Source organism: Leptolyngbya cf. ectocarpi LEGE 11479 (assembly GCF_015207065.1).
GTDB lineage: Bacteria > Cyanobacteriota > Cyanobacteriia > Phormidesmidales > Phormidesmidaceae > Leptothoe > Leptothoe ectocarpi.
Genome location: NZ_JADEXP010000091.1, coordinates 1 through 18,721, shown reverse-complemented (window position 1 = coordinate 18,721; position 18,721 = coordinate 1). Strand labels below are relative to the sequence as shown.

The window sequence follows — 18,721 nt, the reverse complement described above, 5'->3', positions numbered from 1 at the left end:
CCCCTGCCACCATCACGCCCCAGGGGCTACCCAGGCCGCCGATGATGGCGGTGGCAAATGCCTTGAGGCCCAGCAGCGTTCCCATCGTGGCAGATACATTGGTAATGGGGGCGATCAGCATCCCGGCCAGGCCTGCCATCACCGTGGAGAGGCCAAAGGAAAAGGCCACCAGCCGTCGCACCGGTACGCCCATAATCTGCGCGGTTTCGGCGTTCTCGCTGACGGCCTGGAATGCTTTGCCTATGAGAGTTTGAGTAAACAGGATTCGGAGTGCGATCGCAGCCGAAAGTCCCACCACCGGAATCAGCAATTCTAGGGGAAAGACACCGAAGCCAAACACGTTTACGGGTGAGTCAACTAGCGCTGAGGGATAGCCCCGCACCTCTTTACCAAAGGTCACCATGGCCAGATTTTCAGCGATGATGCCGAGGGCGATGGTGCTCAGTAGCCAGGCGTTAGAACCATTCTGGGCAAAGGGCCGCACCGCCCAGCGCTCCACCGCCAGTCCGAGCGCGGCACAGAGCACCAGCGTCACCGGCACCGCTAGCAAGGCAGGCAGACCCCAGGTAATGTTGAGGCTGTAGCACAGCACGGCCCCCACCATGACAAACGCCCCCTGGGAGAAGTTCATGGTGTTGGAGACGGCATAGGTAATTTGAAACCCTAGGGCAATGAGGCCATACATGCTACCAATGGCCACACCGGAAAGAATCTGCGGCCACATCAGGATTTGGCCGGGACGATTTTCTCGCCCTCCCACTGCACCAAAATGTAGTCGTCCTCGCTGAGGGCGTCGTGGTTGTCCGGGGTGAAGGGCTGGCTGTAGGTCTTGATCAGACCCTCGTAGGTGGGCAGCGCATAGAACGCCTCTCGCAGCACCGGTCCATCGATACTCTCAGCCTGGTCGAGCGCCAGCGCCACCAGGTGCATGGCATCGTAGGCATTGGCCGTACCCACCGGGGCCAAAATCTCTTCTGGACCCGACAGACCATACTTTTCGTCTAGGGCCGAGAGCACCTGCTCACCCACCGGACTCTGCTCGCCATAGAAGCTGTAGGTCTGTACAAACGTCACCTTATCAGCGGCCTCCTGACCCGCCAACTCAGGGAAGCGTCCGCCGGAAATTCCCCAATGGGAGACGACCGGTACGTCCCAATTCAGCCGCGTCAAGGATTTCATCATCTGGGCACCTGGGGCCGCATTGGCCACCAGCAGCAGGGCTTCTGCGCCCGAGTCTCTCAGGCGGGTGAGCTGGGCCGAGATGTCGGTGTCTTCGTTGTTAAATTTCTCAATGCCGACAATCTCAACGTTGTACTCAGAGGCCCACTCCTCAAATCCTTTTTGATTGGATTCGCCCCAGGGGTTGTTGATCAGCACCAGACCCACCTTGGAGGCATTTTTGGCCTGGTTGGCGTAGCGCATCAGAAAGTTGTCAACAATATTGTCGTTGGCGGACACCCGAAACGCGTAGTTCGGCTCGTAGTCGTTGCGGGTGATGCCGGTCGCGGCGGCCCACACCCCCATGTAGGGTGTCTCTAGTTCGTGAATGACCTCCAGCATGGCCAACGAAACCGGGGAGTCCAGACCGCCAAACACCGCTGCCACGTTCTCCTGCTCAATCAGCTCGCGGGCCGCCGCTACACCCTTGGCGGGCGTGGATTCGTCGTCGCGAATCACCAGCTCGACGGGCCGACCGCCCATGACGCCGCCGTTGGCATTAATCTCGTCGATTGCGACTTCTAAGCCTCGGGTAATTGCTTCACCCGACAGGGCAGACGGTCCGGTAATGGCGGCTACCAGCCCTAACTTTACGGGCTCCCCCGCAGCGCCCCCTGCGGCGACGGGCGTTTCAGAATCTGGGGAGGAGTCTGCGGTGGACGAATCGGAACCAGCACAGCCGGTTAGCTTGGTAATTGCGATCGCACAACCAAAGCCCGTCAGGCCTTGGATGAAGACTCGCCGCCGGATAGTACGTCTTTGGGGGATAAAAGCCATCGGAGAATAGTCTGTAGGATACGGTAGAAAATTTTACAGAGGCCGACGTAAGCACGGCGCCTTCAGGTCATTTGAACCAGGATGAAGATATCAGCAACGTCTGATTTTACAGATTCACTGAGGTTATCTTAAAGACTATAAGACTACTATGTCTTTGGTGAGCTAAGTGTGCGCTAGGTCATATTGTCGAAGTCACCATTCTGGAATGAATGCTGCAGAATCTTTCTTAGAATCCTCAAACCCAGAGTTTTCCATGCCAGAGCCTTTAAACTCAGAGCCTTCAAACTTAGCACTTCCTCCAGATTGCATGCAGCAGCTCGTGATGAGTTCCTTAGAAGCCGGTTCGGTGCATGAGACTACCGAGTTTCTACAGCTTGTGCTGGATAACATTCCACAGTACATCTTTTGGAAAGATCGTAACTCTGTGTATCTAGGCTGCAATCGCGGCTGGGCTGTAATGGCAGGCATTGGCGATCCCAGCCGCGTAGTGGGCCTCACAGAGGAGGATCTACCCTGGACCCAGGCCGAGCGGGACTGGTATCTAGAATGCGATCGCCGGGTGATAGATACAGACACCCCCATGCTGCGGATTAAACAGTCCCAGCGGCAGGCAGATGGTCGGATCAGCTGGCGCGAGACCAGCAAGCTGCCGCTACACGATGCCGAGGGTAACGTAATTGGCCTGTTAGGCACCATCGAAGATATTACCGAACGCAAACTTGCTGAGGACTTAATGGCCCGCTCTCGAGAAGCATTTCAGCAGTTGGCTAAGCAGAAAGAGCTGCTTAATCAGGTGTCTACCCAAATCCGCCGATCGCTCAAACCTGAAGTTATTCAACAAACGACCGTTCATGAAATTCGTCAGCTGCTCAACGCCGATCGGGTGGTGATTTACCGCTTTGAGGAGGACTGGCGCGGTCAGGTTGTTGTAGAGTCCGTTGTTGCGCCCTGGTGCTCTACCCTAGGAGACTTTGGCGTAGACGACTGCTTCGTAGAGAAATATGCTGGGTTTTATCTTCAGGGCCGAGTTAAAGCCATCAACGATGTCCAGGCTGAAAGTATCGATCCCTGCCATCGGGATTTTCTCAGACAGCTGGAGGTGCAGGCAAATCTCATCGTCCCGATTCTTGTTCAAGAGGGTCTTTGGGGCCTGTTGATTGCTCACCAGTGTACGGGGCCTCGGCAGTGGCAGGAGGTTGAAATCGAGCTGCTGCAGGCGCTGGCTGGGCAGTTTGGCGTCGCGATCCAGCAGGGCGAACTCCATGCCCAAACCAAACGCAGCGCTGCCATTGCTCGAGAGCAGGCTCAGCAGCTGGAAGTGACCCTGGAGAATCTCAAGCAAGCTCAGTCGCAGCTGATTCAAACCGAGAAGATGTCGAGCCTCGGCAGAATGGTCGCCGGTATTGCCCATGAAATTAACAATCCCGTCACGTTTATCTACGGGAATATGACCCACCTACAGCACTACTACAGCAGTTTGACAGAGCTACTTAACCTCTATCAACAGCATTACCCAACGCCCCCTCCGGCTATCGTTCAGCACATTGAGACCATAGAGCTGAACTATCTGTTGGAGGACCTAGATCAGGTGCTACGGTCCGTCGAAGTTGGGAGCATGCGGATTCACGACATTGTGATGTCGCTGCGCAGCTTTTCGCGCCTTGATGAAGCCGAGAAAAAAGCCATTGATATTCATGAGGGGCTTGATAGCACCCTGCTGATTCTGCAGCCTCGCCTCAAAGCAATGTCCAACCGTGCTGACATTCAGCTGGTTAAAAATTATGGCTGTTTGCCGCTGGTGGAATGCTATCCCAGCCAGCTCAACCAGGTGTTTATGAATCTCATTGACAATGCCATAGATGCCCTCAATCAGCAGATTGAAGCGGGTGAGAGTACACAGATGCCTCCCTATATTAAAATCAGCACTCAAGCTGACAGTGACAACGTTGTTATTAGCATCTCGGATAATGGACCGGGTATTCCAGCAGCAGATCAGTCTCGGCTGTTTGATCCCTTTTTCACCACTAAACCTATTGGCAAGGGCACCGGCCTGGGGCTTTCGATTAGTCATCAAATCGTGACCGAGCGCCACAGCGGTTGCCTCACGGTGTTGTCAACCCCAGAAAACGGCACTGAATTTCGAGTCGTGATTCCCCTCCATCAGAGCGATCCTTAAGGCACTATCCCCTCGGGCAGCGAGGCGATATGCTGAGCAATTTGCCCAGGATGGGTCAGCCAGACCACATCACTGTGCTGGGCAGCGTCTTTGGCAATGTGTGTAAGGGCACGCCGCAGATGACGCAGACGAAAGGGCTGTCCCACGATGTAGGCATGCAGTGCAATGCCGTAAACCAGGGGCTGCTCCTGAGATTGCTGCTTCATCTCTTCATACTGGTCGATGATCATATCGGCAAAGTCTGAGGCCGAGGTGCGGCGCACGGCGATTGCTGGGATATCGTTGATCTCCTGGGAGTAGGGCACTGCTAGAATGCGACTTTGGCGGGTCTTAAACCAAATTGGCTGATCGTCGCAGCACCAATCCAGCAGGTAAGCGTATCCCGTCTCCTGTAGCAGGTCTGGAGTCAGCGGGCTCTGAGCAATCCAGGGACCAAGCCAGCCCTGGGGTGTTTTGCCCTCGTGCTGAGTAATAATGTCGGTGGTTTCGCGGATCAGCGCGGTTTCAGCCGCTTCAGACAGGATGCTCTGGCGTTCAGTATTGGTGCGTCCGTGGGCGACAATTTCGTCGTTGCGATCGCGAAACGCCGAGATTACCTCAGGGCAGTAGTTGTAAAGCGTGGAGTTGACCAAAAGTGCGACGGGTAACCCCAATGCATCAAATAGCGACAATAGCCGCCATACCCCCACCCGGTTGCCGTAGTCTCGCCAAGCATAATTGAGTACGTCAGGCTGCGGACCACCCGGCGCTAGCTCTGCTCCCAAACCCTCTCCAAAGGCAAAGTGCTCTAGGTTGAGGCCAATATAAACAGCCAGCCGCCGTCCTTCAGGCCAGTTGTAGCTAGGCCGATTAACAATCGCGGAATAACCGTAGCGTCCATGGGTGGATAAGTCTAACTCAAACTTTTCTGCCATACTTTTGGACGCTACCACGGATAAATATCAGAATAAGTCTCTTGCAATCAATCTCAATTGTCAAATTAGCGTTGTTAGATCGAATCAGGCTTATCTTCATCAGCCCCCAAGTCTGTCCTGTTAAAATAGATTCACCCTATCTGCTACTTAAATACCTCGGCCTGAGATTAGAATCTAACGCCTATATTTCTAGCTTGTTTGGAGCACAGACGTGCGCATAGTGGCCATTGCACCCCATCATCAACTTCGACCCTATGTGCTGAGCTATAGGGTTGTTGAAGACAAGCAAGGAGAATTCGCAGGGACACCAATTTGGACCTGCCCTGAACCCATTGGGGTGTTGAGTGCAAACTTTGGCAAGTGTTCGTACCACGAATCGGGTGAGATTCACCCTAAGGTTGGTTTGCTAGGGGTACAAACGCGCACGCGTAAATGGATATCTCAGCCAGAGACTTTGTTCGTTATGGCCATACTGACCGTACCCGGTATGATGACCTTGTTTCCAGATATTGGCCAAGAGTCTGCTGATCACCTGCTTGATGTTTCAGGGTTGTGGGGTGAGCGCAGAGCAGGAGATTTTTGGCGTTGCCTGCCATACGAATTGCGCCTTGATGATGTCAAAAGCGCCATGGATGGTTGGCTCCTCCACTTACTCAACGCCGTACCGGTTTCTGTCAGGAAGCGTCGTTTGCAGCTGCATCAGGCGCTTACGTCCAACCAGCGCATCGACACAGCATGTGAACAACTTGGCATAACTCCGAGGACGCTGCAGCGCGAATTTCAACGCCATCTTGGGGTCAGCCCGAAACAAGTGATGAATCTGCATCGATTACAGCGCAGCGTCAGGGCGACCGTATCCCAAAGACCGATGCAAGAGTTTGCAGATCAATCGCACGAAATACGCACGTGGCGTCGATATCTGAGTCGAACACCTGGCCGATACTGTACTGAGACTAGATCCGTGCTTGCTAAAGCCTTTGCGTCCTCAACCCAGCAGGTTAGCCTAGATCCGACCATTTTCTACTTGTAGATGTCGCAAACGTTCAATACATTCAACTTTGAAGGCTCTATGCTCGTAGCGTTACTTTTGGGAGCCGACAGTGACCTCAATATCAACAAATACAGCGACATACGAACACCGTGGGATGGACTTCGATCTGTACGTTGCACAACCCAAAAGCGTGACGAAGAAACTTCCGGCCATTTTCGTAGCGCCTGCATGGGATGGTTTGAACGCCCCCATTGAGACTATCGCCCAACGTGTAGCACAGCTGGGATACGTCGCCGTTGCCGTCGATGTGTACGGTCAGGGTATTCGAGGTGAGACCATGGGTGACAACTCGCACTTAATGAATCCCCTCCTGCAGGATCGAGGTATTTTGCGAGATCGCCTACAGGCTGGCTATGGGGCTATCAGAGAGATAGAGGCGGTGGATGCTACTCGAATCGGTGCGATCGGATACTGTTTCGGTGGCTTATGTGCGCTCGATTTAGCCAGGGCAGTGCCAGCATATCTGAAGGGTGTTGTTAGTTTTCATGGCGGCCTCACTGGGAGCAACCTGAAGGATACGAAACCAATAGAGGCCAGTATTTTGATCGAACATGGTTGGGATGATCCGTTAGTTCCAACCGATGATTACTGGGCATTTGCCAATGAGATGGATAACCGTGAGGCTGACTGGCAGGCGCATATTCATGGTGGCGCAGTACACGCATTTACATTTGAGGGTGCAAACATGCCAGAGAATGGGATTCAGTACCATGAGGCAGCGGCTCGGCGTTCGTGGAAATCTATGACTGATTTTTTTGATGAAGTTCTCTGATTGAAAGACCGCTAACGTGTTGAACGATCCACGCCACTAGATTGAACGTGCTGGCGAATAACAAGGCGATGCATCGGAGCGGCGAAGCCAGCTGTAGGATTCGTTCGTAGATTTAATCAGTTACCATAACTCACCCCCCCCCAGAATTGGGGGGGGGTAGATAACGGCCTAGATAACGTTTGTCTAATCGCCCATTATGCTGCCGCCTTCGCGTCCTGCAAAGCTTTATCGCCTTGCCGTACCAACACAATGCCCGTCGCCAGACTAGAGACAGCTGCGACACCATTTGTCGCAGCATGTCCAACGTGTACTAGGGTAGCGTACGGTTCTGGCAGCGGAATTTCTCTCGCTATACAACTAACGTTAGGTAGCCAAGAGAAAACCTCAGCCATGATATCAGCGTTCTTGATGGCTTTATTATCTTCTTCTACAGCAGCCAGATACATTGAGAACAATATCATGTCCACCAGGCTATACACACTCCATCCTATGGTAGTGGCTGTGTTTAGACGCCTCATTCGCTGACCTTTAGCAAGACATCCTGCCAGATCCACCCCTAGGGCTGTTGCCCTAACGCCCCATAAAATCTTCTCTCTTTTTGCTTCCTTGGCATCATCTGCGGATTCATACGGATAGCTGACTGCCAAACTAACGCCGCTAAGGAAGAGGCTGGCAATCTCGACAACCTTCGAAAACGAAGGCAGTTCTTTACTGTTTGAGCTCGAAGCATCCGAGGATTCACTACGAGGCTTATCAGTCAGATCTAAAATGCCATTGATGACATGATTTGCTGTATCTGCCGTCGCGGCAATCATCGTCAAAGCGATATCCGTGCGTAAGCTATTTAAATCTGTTTCATGCTCATTGGCCTCCGTCTCGCTTGCTGCTGCTAGTTTTACTGTTGTTTGATTCGATAATTCAAGCGGTAAAGCACCCTTCGTAAAGGGTTTTTCGTTAGTAACAATCTTTGAGATCACGGTGACTGGAATTGCGAGCAGCACACTAGATAGATTCAGTAATGTGAGCTTGCCTGCGCCAATCAGCTTGAACAGATCTGAAATAAAGGGAATCTTAATCTCAGTATTGAGTAGCTTTTTAAACTGTTTAATCACTTCTCCCACGATATCCAAAATGCCAAGTGCTAAGTTCTCAGCTGCTTCGAGAGACTGAATGATGACATCTCTGAGCGCTTCTATAATAGCCACCAGCGCCAGCTGCGGTTGGCGAGGATTCTGAATCAGTGCCTGGATGCTTTCAATCAGTCCTTCAGCACCTCGAAGCCCGGCTCCTACAAGGTCTTCTAACGTCTCAAGGAAGTGCGAAAAGAAGTTTTCTAGGGCTGAATCTCCATTCGCATTTGCCCCTGTATCCAGTGCTGTATTGGCACCACCCTGTTTAGAGCCATCCAGTAGCTTTGAGAGAAACCACTCGAAGGCTTCAGGTAGCTCAAATCCAGACTCCCGCACGTCCGAAGGCTCACTGCCCAATTCCTCAACCAGGGTATTCATCCCATCCTCGACAGTATCTTGCAAGCCGTCTACAAAGGCTGAAACACGGGGTTTGGCCTTTTCTGCTAGCTGTGTGGCAGAATTAAGCCCTGAGTTAAAAACACGGACTAGATACCGCTGAGTTGCTAAAATATCGCCCCAGTTGAACAAAAACTGTAGGTACTCGATAAATTTTTTGATGCCGTTGACTACTTTTTCTACAACCGCCTCAACAAAATCAGCCACCTTTTCAGCAGTATCAACCACAAAGTCAATTACCCCTTCAGCGGTTTTTACAATCACATGCACGACATCTTTAACAGTCCCGACCACAACCGATGCCGCTTTTTTGACCGCTTTTTTGATCTTTTTCAAGGGTTTGCCAATTCTAATCAGGCCTCTACCCGGTGGAAGTTTAACCGGTTTCTGCTTTTTAGCAGCCTGACTGAGCAGCCGTGTAAACTCATCCTGGCTAATCTCTGATTCCTGGATGAGAGTTGTCGCTGTGCTAGCAGAGAACCGCTGGCTATCGTTGGCGGCTCTAGCAGAAAGCAGCTGGCTGCTAGCAGGCTTAAGCTTGAGTTCCCAGGGCTTGTCGATGGTGGCACCAGACACGGCTCGGTTTGATGACTGGATACGGTCACTCCCCCTACGCACAATAGGAGCATCTTCGGCATAGTTTACAGTTGCCATCACCCGCTTGACGGTGTTTTGTACGCTAGCCACTTCCTCTTTGCTATGGGCCTGACGATCAACAATTAAGTTGCCTTGGGCATCCGTGGCATTCCAAAGCGCACCATCCTCCAGCTCAGCAAGTTGCTGATGAGCGTCTTTATTAGGGAAAATCACCACCCGTTCATTGAGGGCCATTTCACTGGTACGGATTTTTAGCCCAGGGGTATTGAGGCCATCAGCCTCAGAGGTAATCATGATCAAATTCAGCTCATTGGGGCTGAGTGTGACCGAGCGGGCCTCATCGATCTCATGGGTGGTTCCTTCGACTTCAACATTGGTCAGATCGGTTGCTGAAACATCTATCGCGCCAGCGCCCGGTTCAAACCTCAAAGTAGTGCGATAGGCTGAAAACTCTTCGAGGTCATTGCCAACCATGCGATAGTCTTGGCTCAGTTTGGTTGTATAAGAGGTGAAAACATCTTCAGGAGAAATTGTTCTGAAGATTTGAATCGAGGAAATTGTATCATTGCCGATCTGTCTATCACTCAGACGTGGAACATTTTCGACAATATCTTCAATCTCTTCTTCCCGCTTACTATTAACGGCCTGATGGTCGAGGTTTTTAAATAATGTTACCCCCGTATCTGGACCTAATCGAATGGATGATGTTTGATCATTTAAATCCTGAAAGTCTGTCAGGTGTGTATAGTTACCTGAACGATCTTTGTCACTATTAGACAAGATCCAGGTTCTCCCATAGTAGGCTCTATGCTTATATAGGGCTACTTCTCCCGATGCTAGTTCTCCCACCTGGCCTTCATTGTCGGCCATCTTGGCCACACGGATAAAAACGGCACGGTCTTCCTTTTGCCCGGTCCAGTCGAATGTGTTGTCTTCAACGAGTGCTAACCATTGGTTATTGGCCTGATTGATAATCGAGAACTCATCTTTGAGATGCTCTAAATCATCAACAAACAGATGGGTGAAGTCCTTCCCAGGCAATATCTTCAACAACGTGCTTTCTTGATCGGAGCCAGGAATGAGCTGAAGCTGAGTTCGCTGTAGATTGTAGTGGAATCTAAACAGCTCGTTGAATGACCTGCGAGGCGCTGTGGTCAGGACAGATTTACCCAGGCTCAAGAACTGACCATTAGGCGCTTTGATCACCCACTTGCCAGTAAACGGCTCTTCGATAGCTGGCCAAATTCGGATTGATTTGGGAAAGTTCTCCAGTCGGGAGAGCCGGATATCTGGCAGGTCTGCGTAGCATTTTTGGGCTGTTCCCCCAAAACTATTTTCCTGATACAGAGTGACGCCTGTGTTGTTACCAATCCGTAGCTTTTTAAAGCTAGATGAAAAGCGGGATAGGTTTGTATCGTTTTGAGTGAGGATGACGGCAGCATTATCGGTGGCCACTAGTTCAATTTCACCCTCATTCAAGGGTCGATTCACGGGCGGCACTAAGGCTCTAATGTCTTCGGCGTTGAGGGCTGTATGGTAGATGCGAAGGTCTTCGTATTGTGCTATTGGCGTCTTTAATCCCCGAGCCCCAAGAAACAGGACAGTGTCGGTAATAATATTGGCAATGCCCGTTTTTGAGGTGCCTTCATCGGATAGCTCACCATCAATATAGAGCTTCAGCGAGCGCCCTTGTCTGACAGCGGCTATATGATGCCATTTGCTATCTTTGAGTGGCCGCTTGCTATTCAAAAATGCATAATTCTTGCCACGGGTATTTTCATCGACCTCAAAGGTCAATTGTCCTTGCTGCTTCATCCGAATGGAGAAGAAATTCCCATGGCCAGAGGTTGATCGGTTGCCGATGACGTGGAGAGCTTTCTGTCCATAGGTGCCCTGGGCTTTCATACCAAACGCTACCGTAAAATCGCTGGTGCCAAACCGGGCCACATCCTGATCAAATACAATCCGGGAATTCTTAGTCCTCCCATCGATTTTGATGGCATTACCAATACGACCATGGCCAAGCCACGTCGTGTTAGAAAGCTTGACTTTGACCCCGCTTACGGTATCTGCTGTCACTGTTCCTTGCTTTTCTTCAAACTGCCAGTGATAGTTAGGTTGAACTGTCATAATATTTCTTCTGTTGTGAATGGTTGATAAAAGATATCGACGGGCTCAAACGCCCCTGATGGAAAGGCAGGATAACTGTTGCGGATATTTTTAGTGAGAAGAACTAAAAACAGACAGATAATGACTGTTCTATGACGCCCCCATACATGACACACAGGTGCGCCAAGCTCGGTGAGCAATAATCAGCATTGCTGCTCCTCGAAATGGCTTTAAGTATAAGGAACTGTCAAATAACAGTGGCTGCAGATCGGTTCATCTCCTAAATCAGCGATCGCATTAATCGGTTGTCAGGTATAGATACGAATAATGTTCACTTTGATCGATCAATATTTACCTGTCTGACTATTAATACGTATGACCTTGCGATTGGGATGAAAAATTTTTCAAACTGGCCTAAAAGCGCTGACTTATAGAATTGTAGCAGTGGTTCAACTTTTAGATTTATACACGAAGTAATTGTTGATGCATGACAATTCTCCTAACTTCGGATGACGTCTGATACTTCGCAGGAACGGACGATTTTAATAGTCTGGATATGAAATCTAGAATACGGGTCGCCACTCAGCTGCACCATTAGTTTTCTAGGTTTCTTGAATAGCACACCTTATCAAGGAACATTGAGAATGACTAATTCATCCACCCTGACTCCACAAGAAGCCCGATTGATCGCAAAAGATGCGTTTATTTACGCTTATCCGATGGTAGACAGCTATCGAATTCTTTTTGCTTTCTTTCTTTGGCCCAATAATGACGAATACAAGGGCCCCTTGAACACATTACTTGGCGCGGCACAACTGTTCACGCCATCGGACACCACAATTCAAACACCGAACGCGGATACACCTTACTGTGTGGTTGGCGCAGATCTTCGCGCGGAACCTTTAGTTTTGACGGTCCCAGATATAGATCCTAAACGATACTACTCTATCCAACTCATCGATACTTACACTCACAATTTCGAATATGTTGGCACTCGGACGACGGGCGGCGGCAATTACTTGCTGGCGGGTCCTGACTGGACGGGGCAGGTACCGGCTGGAATCACTGCAGTTATCCGTAGCGAAACCAATCTTGCGCTAGCCTTATACCGCACCCAGCTTTTCGACTCAGATGACTTAGGGAATGTCGAAGACATCATTAAGAACGGTTATAAGGTGCAGCCGCTGAGTCAGTTTACAAATACGGAGCCGCCAGCGAAAATGCCAGCGGTGAGATACCCAAGACCCGTAAGACTGGACGAGGACGAAACTTCACCCAGAATATTTAGCCTGTTGAACTTTCTGCTCACGACATTTTGTTCAACACACGCATCGGAAACAGAATTGATGGCTCGCTTCGCCAAGCTAAACATCGGACCTGGTCTAACCTTTAACCCGACAAAACTCTCTGAGGAATTGAAACAGGCCATTGAGCAAGGCATAAAAGACGGTTGGGATACTTATCTGGAGCTGAAGCAGAACAAACTTGCCACTTCAGAAGTCACCGCCGCCGACCTATTCGGCACACGTGAGCATTTAACGGCAACCGGTAACATTTACCTGTACCGCATGGCTGGTGCGATTTTGGGCATCTGGGGCAATTCCATTGAGGAGGCCATGTATCCTTCTTACTATATCGATGCAGACGGCAACGAATTAAATGCATCGGGCGATGTCGGTTATACGCTGCGCTTCGAGCCAGGTGAATTGCCACCCGCTGATGCTTTCTGGTCGGCAACCATGTATAACCTCCCCGAGCAGCTTCTTGTCGAGAATAAACTTGAACGCTATCTGATTAATTCAACGATGTTAGACAACAACGAACTTGTTCTCGACGAAGATGGGGGACTGACGCTTTATATCCAGCATGCTCAACCAACTGAAGAAAAAAAGAAGAAGAACTGGCTACCCGCACCGGATAGGGCCTTCTTCATATCCTTGCGGCTTTACTTGCCACAACAAAAGGCGATTAATGGCACATGGCAAAATCCACCACTACAGCGAGTAACCCCCACACTGCACTGGGCAATCAGGCTTAAGCGTATCTTGTTGGCTCTCTTTTTCTTGCCCAAGGTATCCTCAGGCAAGATGCTGGGCGGGACAAAGAAACCGCTAATGGCCAACGTGTCAGACCGTCTCGGCTGACTCCGACCTGCACCTGGCCTCACCCGCATCAGATGTATCCGGTGTGGGTGGAACCAGCTGCTGAGCCATTAGCACAATGTGAAAATACATTCCTGAGTTTTTATTCCGACAGTTCCTTTGATATCTCATACATATGCAGATCTCGCTGTGGAAAGGGAATCACAATGCCGACTTCATCAAAGCGAGTTTTGAACGCCTCGTATAGGCTTAGAGAAAGGGGCATATAGTCTGTTGTTTTCACCCAGGGGCGCACAGCAAAGTTGACGCTGCTATCGGCTAGCTCCAACACACCAACGGCGGGCTCAGGTTTTGATAGAATGCGCTCATCCTCTGAGAGAACTTGACGAATAACAGTTTTGACTTGTTTCAAATCTGACTCATAGGCAACGCCGACGACTAAATCAAGCCGTAGGACACCGAGCGTAGAATAGTTAATAATGTTGTCATCGGTGAGTTTGCTATTGGGGATCACCACCGTTCGGTTATCGAGGGTGCGTAAAATGGTAGTGAGCAGCTCCAGATCTTCGACATAGCCAGAAACGCCGCTGGCTTCAATCCAGTCGCCAACGCGAAACGGGCGAAAAACAATCAGCAAAATACCGGCAGCAAAATTAGCGAGTGAACCCTGTAGCGACAGACCGATGGCAAGACCGGTGGCACCAATTAGGGCAATTAGCGACGTGGTCTCGATACCGAGCTGTCCTAAAATTGCCAGTAGGATGAACGCCATAATGAGGTAGTAGCTCGTGTTGCTGGCGAAGGCAACTAGAGTGGGCTCAATCCGAGTTTTACCAAGCGTTCGTTTAACGAAGCGACGTAGAAACTTAGCAACCCAACGGCCCACTAAGAAAATTGCGATCGCAACGACGATCTTTAGCCCTAGCGTTACCCCTACTTCCTGCAGCTGGATAAATATACCGCTGAACTGCTTGAATGAGTCTTCCATAATTGGCCCTGTACATCATTACGAGCAACGTTAATCTGTCTATCATGAAATGTAGCCGTAAGGGGAAAATTCCCAGCCGCTCAGGGGGCGCTTAAAATCTTCCTTATACCAATGAGAGGACCAACCTATGTATTCAGTGACCAAGGTTCTAGTGAGTTCTTTGTAAATCTGTGTGATGAAACATTGGCAGAAAATTAGTCTGGGACTGAGCAGTATCAGTCTATTACTGCTGGCTTACGTTAGCTTACGTCAGCCTCAATGGATGTTTCATTGGGTGTCTCAGCTTCAGCCAGGAGCCCTGTTTTTTGTTGACACTCGCGAATCTGTGATCGCATTAACCATCGATGATGGTCCCCATGGAGAAACCACCGAGGCAATTTTGAATGTGTTAGAGCGCCATGGGGTAACAGCGACATTTTTTATGCTGAGTGATGAATTGTCAGGTCATGAAACCGTGCTACAGCGTCTGATTGACAATGGCCATGAACTGGGCAATCACATGACTAAGGATGAGGCCAGCATTGGATTAACGTCAGAGGAATTCCAAACAAAATTTATGATGGCAGACCAGGCACTCTCTGTTTATGGCGATGTGGGCTGGTTCCGTCCTGGGATGGGTTGGTATAACGACCGTATGCTCAGTCTGGTTGAAGGCCAAGGTTACCAGCTGGTGCTGGGCTCCCTGTTTCCCTACGATACGCATATGCCTTCAGTCCGGTTTTCACAATGGTTTGTGCTTAATAATCTCGATCCGGGCGACATCTTAGTCCTGCACGATGGTCCCAAAAACCGAGGTAAGAGAACCGCTCAGCTGCTAGAGCAGCTGTTGCCTAACGTTCAAGCACGGGGCTATCGTATTGTGACGCTGTCAGAGTTGGCCACCTACGAGCAGGAGGAAGAGGACTCGACATCGTGAGCGACTCTTCGACATTGGGATTTTGCTATTGGGATTTTACTTATGGAACACGGCCTAAGTTAACAATATGTCTAATCTTCTTTAGGGGGTGAGTCTAAAACCATCAGGCCACCCTCTAGCGTGATGTAAGCCGTACGGCCTGTGCCGATAGAAACCTCATGGCCACCGGTAAAGGAACCAAATGAAGGTAGCGTTAGCCGCTGGGGTTCATGCTCATGGTAGAAACAGGGAAAACGCAAGCTATCGATGGCACCCTGTAGGTGAACCACTGGATGCACATGGCCACAGATATTGAGGTGGTTTTTGGGGAGTAAGTCTGAACTTGCGGGCTCGTGACTTAGCAGTAGCTTGCCCAAAGAAATGGGATCGCTGCTGTAGTCCATATCAAATACTGGGTCTAGGGCTGCTCGGTCATGGTTGCCGATAATCAGGGTGACCTGAGCAGAAGTATCGCTGAGGAAGGTGGACCAGGCGGTGATGACGTCTTCTACGAGTCCCTGGCGGGAGTGGAATAAATCGCCAAGGATAAAGATTTGCTGGGGCTGCACCTGATCGCACTGCGATCGCAACCGCTCCAGAGTTTCCTCATTTACCTGCTGAGCGATAGGAATGCCAGCCATTTGGAACGTTTCGGCCTTACCTAGATGCACATCTGACAGTAGCAAGGCTTTATGTGCCGGCACATAGACTGCCCGTTCCAATAGCACCAGGGGCTCCCCCTGTAATAGATCTACTCGGTGTCCAGCTGCCATATTGTCCATGCTGTTTCTGCAAAATTTCCAACAGCAGATAATAGTAGCATCCATGGCTGGCGACAGCATAGATTAAGCCAATGTCCGCCGCCGCCGCCCTAGCAGGCCAATAGCAGCTAATCCTGCTAGAACTGTAGGCTCAGGTACAGCTTTTGCCGTTGCCGACAGCGATGAGTTTTCCTTTGTCAAGACAAGCTTGGCTTCACGAATGATGGCATCATCCATATAGATAAATGGAATGGCATATTTGTCATTGGTGATCGTGTGGTCTGACATTTGCCCGATCCAAGAATTGGAGTCGTACCAGGGATTTGTGTGGTCAGTGTCATCTAAAAATGTTGCCATAATAGACTCCGCACTAAAGCCATGGTCTAGCAAACTGATGGAAAATCGACCGGCTTCTCCTACAGCGGGAATACCGGGGACTTCCGGGACTTTAATCAGGGCCGCATCGGTGGGGGTAACCTCCGAGCCGAGACCAAAGCGCATGCCGCCATAGCCTGGAATACCTACCCAGTCGGTGGTAACGCGAACATCGGTCACTTTGATATCTAAAAAGATAAGTTCCGCCGATGTGAGAATGCTGTCGTCTGCTAAAAATGCATTTAACAACTCTTGATCTTTTGTAAAATCAAATGTCCAGCTGACACTCTCATCAATGCCATTGCCTACGGTGTCATTGCGACCGCTGCGCTGAATTTTGAAATCATGAGACTCCAATCCTTCACCACGTTCAGCGTTTTCTAATGTTTGTCCATATCCGATGTTAATCTGGGCTTGAGCTTGGGCTGCTGTTGCGATCGCAAATGTAGAGCTAATTGCTATCCCTATGGCTAGTATCTGTTTCAGCATCATGTTACTCAACTAAATTATGTTCTTCAGCACCCCTTTTCTTTCTAATAGAATAATTTGGTGACAATGAATACGTAATCCGCTGTATTGCTCAGTTTTAAGAGCCCGATAAAAAAATCTCCGTGTCGCTTATGTGGGTGAATTTTAGGGCATGTAGACTTTTTGGCAGTTGAAACCCTGTAAACAGCGCTAATTAGCGGGTAGTTCTACAGATACAGACGCTGCTTGAGCATTCTTCTAGACATATCGTAAAATCTTCTATCAGTAATATTTCGACGACAGATCTATGCAACTATGACTGATCCAACACTTGAGCCCCGGTTTTTGAATTAATTGGGGTACTCTCTACGCATAAGGTATTCAAAAAACATCTAAAAAGATCCTATAGAAAGTGTTATTTACTAGATATTACATGGAATGACAGTTTGAAATAAAGGTCTGTTAGAGTATCTAAGTAGACGGAAGGGGGCCTTCAAAATCTGTAAATTTTTACGATTATCTACTTAGTCTGGCTGTTGGAGGAATACCCCTGATGTCAGTAGCAATAGCCCAGTTTTTGGCTGTAGTCTAAGCTATTACCAAAAACTGATAATCATAAACTGCTGTGAATAATGAGGTTTTTATGCTGATGGAATTGTGCCCCTGCTGTGGCGTTCAACTATTACGCCATGTGAGTAAATCTGGTTCCTATTGGCGCTGTGGTAGCTGTCGATTTGAGATGCCTGAAACACTGCAAGTTGCTCCCACTGAAACATCTAAAGCGACAGAGAGTTTGTTAGATGAAATCGATCCGGCTGAGACTGTAACGGCATCCTAAGGTTAGAAATTGGACTTCGACTCGGTCCTTTAGCAATAACGTCGAGGGGTAATGAGCTGCATCCAAGATATAGGCTGGGTGCAGCTCGGCCATTAATACACCTAACAAACGTCAGATGTTTATACCGTCAGATGTTTTCCCTCACGATCAAGCGTCTTTACTAAAAATGCCCATTTGTCTGCCACTTCCTCAATAATCTTGGCTGTGGGCTTGCCAGCGCCATGGCCAGCCTTGGTCTCAATCCGGATTAGGACTGGATTGTCACCCTGGTGGACGGCCTGTAGTGCGGCTGCAAACTTAAAACTGTGGGCAGGGACCACCCGGTCGTCATGGTCGGCTGTTGTGATTAGGGTGGCTGGATAATTAGCCGGTGTCAGATTGTGCAACGGAGAGTAGGCATGTAGGGCCTCAAATTCGTCAGGATCCTGGGGGGAACCATAGTCACTTTCCCAGGCCCAGCCAATGGTGAACTGATTAAACCGCAGCATATCCATGACACCCACCGCTGGCAGCGCGGCTGCAAACAGATCGGGACGCTGAATCATGCAGGCTCCTACCAGCAGGCCGCCGTTGCTGCCCCCCATAATGGCCAAATTTTCCGGTGCGGTGAAGTTGTTTTCAATCAGCCATTCTGCCGCGCTAATAAAGTCATCAAAAACATTTTGCTTGTTGAGCTTAGTCCCTGCCTGGTGCCAGGTTTCGCCATACTCGCCACCACCGCGCAGGTTAGCCACGGCATAAATGCCTCCTAGCTCTAACCACACCAGGTTACTGACCGAGAATGACGGACTCAGAGAAATGTTGAATCCACCGTACCCATAAAGCAGCGTCGGTGTTTGACCGTTGGGTGTCATACCCTTTTTATGGGTAATAAACATAGGCACACGGGTGCCATCCTGACTGGTATAAAACACCTGCCGGGTTTCATACTGGCTGGGGTCAAAGGCGACTTGAGCCTCGCGAAATAGGGTTTGCTCTCCTGTAGCCAGGTTATATCGATAGATGCGGCTAGGGATGGTAAAGCTCGAAAATCGATATAACGTTTCTGTATCTTCTTTTTTGCCGTCAAACCCAGCAGCTGAGCCAATTCCTGGCAGCTCTAGCGTTCTCAGCAGCTGGCCGGTTAGGTCAAAGATTTGAACTGTGGTATACGC

At 49.9% G+C, this 18,721-nt stretch carries 14 protein-coding genes; 6 read left to right on the top strand and 8 right to left on the bottom strand.

Annotation, left to right across the window (positions count from 1 at the left end; genetic code table 11):
* Together IQ260_RS11975 and IQ260_RS11970 are read right to left on the bottom strand one after the other, a co-directional pair.
* Window positions 1–724 (bottom strand): branched-chain amino acid ABC transporter permease (locus tag IQ260_RS11975; protein WP_193993342.1); only part of this gene is annotated, 724 nt, incomplete at its 3' end.
* Window positions 724–1,995, bottom strand: a complete 1,272-nt coding sequence (locus IQ260_RS11970; RefSeq protein WP_193993341.1) for an ABC transporter substrate-binding protein — start codon at window positions 1,993–1,995, stop codon at window positions 724–726. The genes IQ260_RS11970 and IQ260_RS11975, both read right to left, overlap by 1 nt.
* 253 nt (window positions 1,996–2,248) lie before the next feature.
* Between IQ260_RS11970 and IQ260_RS11965 the strand changes: the two genes are divergently transcribed.
* Window positions 2,249–4,171, top strand: a complete 1,923-nt coding sequence (locus tag IQ260_RS11965; protein ID WP_193993340.1) for a GAF domain-containing sensor histidine kinase — start codon at window positions 2,249–2,251, stop codon at window positions 4,169–4,171.
* Here IQ260_RS11965 and IQ260_RS11960 read toward each other — a convergent pair.
* On the bottom strand, window positions 4,168–5,103 hold the full coding sequence (locus tag IQ260_RS11960; protein ID WP_322744942.1) for a polysaccharide deacetylase family protein: 936 nt from the start codon (window positions 5,101–5,103) through the stop codon (window positions 4,168–4,170). The two genes, IQ260_RS11965 and IQ260_RS11960, sit on opposite strands and share 4 nt — an antisense overlap.
* A 193-nt stretch (window positions 5,104–5,296) precedes the next feature.
* On the opposite strand from IQ260_RS11960, the gene IQ260_RS31680 reads away from it, so the two are divergent.
* Both IQ260_RS31680 and IQ260_RS11950 read left to right on the top strand, forming a co-directional pair.
* On the top strand, window positions 5,297–6,115 hold the full coding sequence (locus IQ260_RS31680; protein ID WP_193993338.1) for an AraC family transcriptional regulator: 819 nt from the start codon (window positions 5,297–5,299) through the stop codon (window positions 6,113–6,115).
* A 115-nt stretch (window positions 6,116–6,230) separates the two neighbouring features.
* Window positions 6,231–6,908, top strand: a complete 678-nt coding sequence (locus tag IQ260_RS11950; protein ID WP_193993337.1) for a dienelactone hydrolase family protein — start codon at window positions 6,231–6,233, stop codon at window positions 6,906–6,908.
* A 194-nt stretch (window positions 6,909–7,102) separates the two neighbouring features.
* Here IQ260_RS11950 and IQ260_RS11945 read toward each other — a convergent pair whose 3' ends face one another.
* Window positions 7,103–11,161, bottom strand: a complete 4,059-nt coding sequence (locus IQ260_RS11945) for a LamG domain-containing protein (RefSeq protein ID WP_193993336.1) — start codon at window positions 11,159–11,161, stop codon at window positions 7,103–7,105.
* A 623-nt stretch (window positions 11,162–11,784) separates the two neighbouring features.
* Here IQ260_RS11945 and IQ260_RS11940 point away from each other — a divergent pair.
* A complete protein-coding gene (locus IQ260_RS11940; protein WP_193993335.1) occupies window positions 11,785–13,284 on the top strand; it encodes a DUF1254 domain-containing protein in 1,500 nt (499 codons plus the stop codon).
* A gap of 100 nt (window positions 13,285–13,384) precedes the next feature.
* Here IQ260_RS11940 and IQ260_RS11935 read toward each other — a convergent pair whose 3' ends face one another.
* A complete protein-coding gene (locus IQ260_RS11935; protein ID WP_193993334.1) occupies window positions 13,385–14,230 on the bottom strand; it encodes a mechanosensitive ion channel family protein in 846 nt (281 codons plus the stop codon).
* Between the two features lie 175 nt (window positions 14,231–14,405).
* On the opposite strand from IQ260_RS11935, the gene IQ260_RS11930 reads away from it, so the two are divergent.
* A complete protein-coding gene (locus IQ260_RS11930) occupies window positions 14,406–15,146 on the top strand; it encodes a chitin deacetylase family protein (RefSeq protein ID WP_193993333.1) in 741 nt (246 codons plus the stop codon).
* A 71-nt stretch (window positions 15,147–15,217) separates the two neighbouring features.
* Here IQ260_RS11930 and pdeM read toward each other — a convergent pair whose 3' ends face one another.
* Together pdeM and IQ260_RS11920 are read right to left on the bottom strand one after the other, a co-directional pair.
* A complete protein-coding gene (gene pdeM / locus IQ260_RS11925) occupies window positions 15,218–15,907 on the bottom strand; it encodes a ligase-associated DNA damage response endonuclease PdeM (RefSeq protein WP_193993332.1) in 690 nt (229 codons plus the stop codon).
* Between the two features lie 63 nt (window positions 15,908–15,970).
* Window positions 15,971–16,753, bottom strand: coding sequence for a PEP-CTERM sorting domain-containing protein (locus tag IQ260_RS11920; RefSeq protein WP_193993331.1), 783 nt, complete (start codon window positions 16,751–16,753; stop codon window positions 15,971–15,973).
* Between the two features lie 601 nt (window positions 16,754–17,354).
* On the opposite strand from IQ260_RS11920, the gene IQ260_RS11915 reads away from it, so the two are divergent.
* Window positions 17,355–17,567: a hypothetical protein gene (locus IQ260_RS11915; protein ID WP_193993330.1), complete on the top strand. Its 213-nt coding sequence runs from the start codon at window positions 17,355–17,357 to the stop codon at window positions 17,565–17,567.
* A gap of 119 nt (window positions 17,568–17,686) precedes the next feature.
* On the opposite strand, the gene IQ260_RS11910 is transcribed toward IQ260_RS11915, so the two are convergent.
* Window positions 17,687–18,721 (bottom strand): prolyl oligopeptidase family serine peptidase (locus IQ260_RS11910; RefSeq protein ID WP_193993329.1); only part of this gene is annotated, 1,035 nt, incomplete at its 5' end.

Coding starts and splice junctions, on each gene's coding strand:
- IQ260_RS11970 (WP_193993341.1), bottom strand. CDS start 1,995: ATGGCTTTTATCCCCCAAAGACGTACTATCCGGCGGCGAGTCTTCATC.
- IQ260_RS11965 (WP_193993340.1), top strand. CDS start 2,249: ATGCCAGAGCCTTTAAACTCAGAGCCTTCAAACTTAGCACTTCCTCCA.
- IQ260_RS11950 (WP_193993337.1), top strand. CDS start 6,231: ATGGACTTCGATCTGTACGTTGCACAACCCAAAAGCGTGACGAAGAAA.
- IQ260_RS11945 (WP_193993336.1), bottom strand. CDS start 11,161: ATGACAGTTCAACCTAACTATCACTGGCAGTTTGAAGAAAAGCAAGGA.
- IQ260_RS11940 (WP_193993335.1), top strand. CDS start 11,785: ATGACTAATTCATCCACCCTGACTCCACAAGAAGCCCGATTGATCGCA.
- IQ260_RS11935 (WP_193993334.1), bottom strand. CDS start 14,230: ATGGAAGACTCATTCAAGCAGTTCAGCGGTATATTTATCCAGCTGCAG.
- IQ260_RS11930 (WP_193993333.1), top strand. CDS start 14,406: ATGAAACATTGGCAGAAAATTAGTCTGGGACTGAGCAGTATCAGTCTA.
- pdeM (WP_193993332.1), bottom strand. CDS start 15,907: ATGGACAATATGGCAGCTGGACACCGAGTAGATCTATTACAGGGGGAG.
- IQ260_RS11920 (WP_193993331.1), bottom strand. CDS start 16,753: ATGATGCTGAAACAGATACTAGCCATAGGGATAGCAATTAGCTCTACA.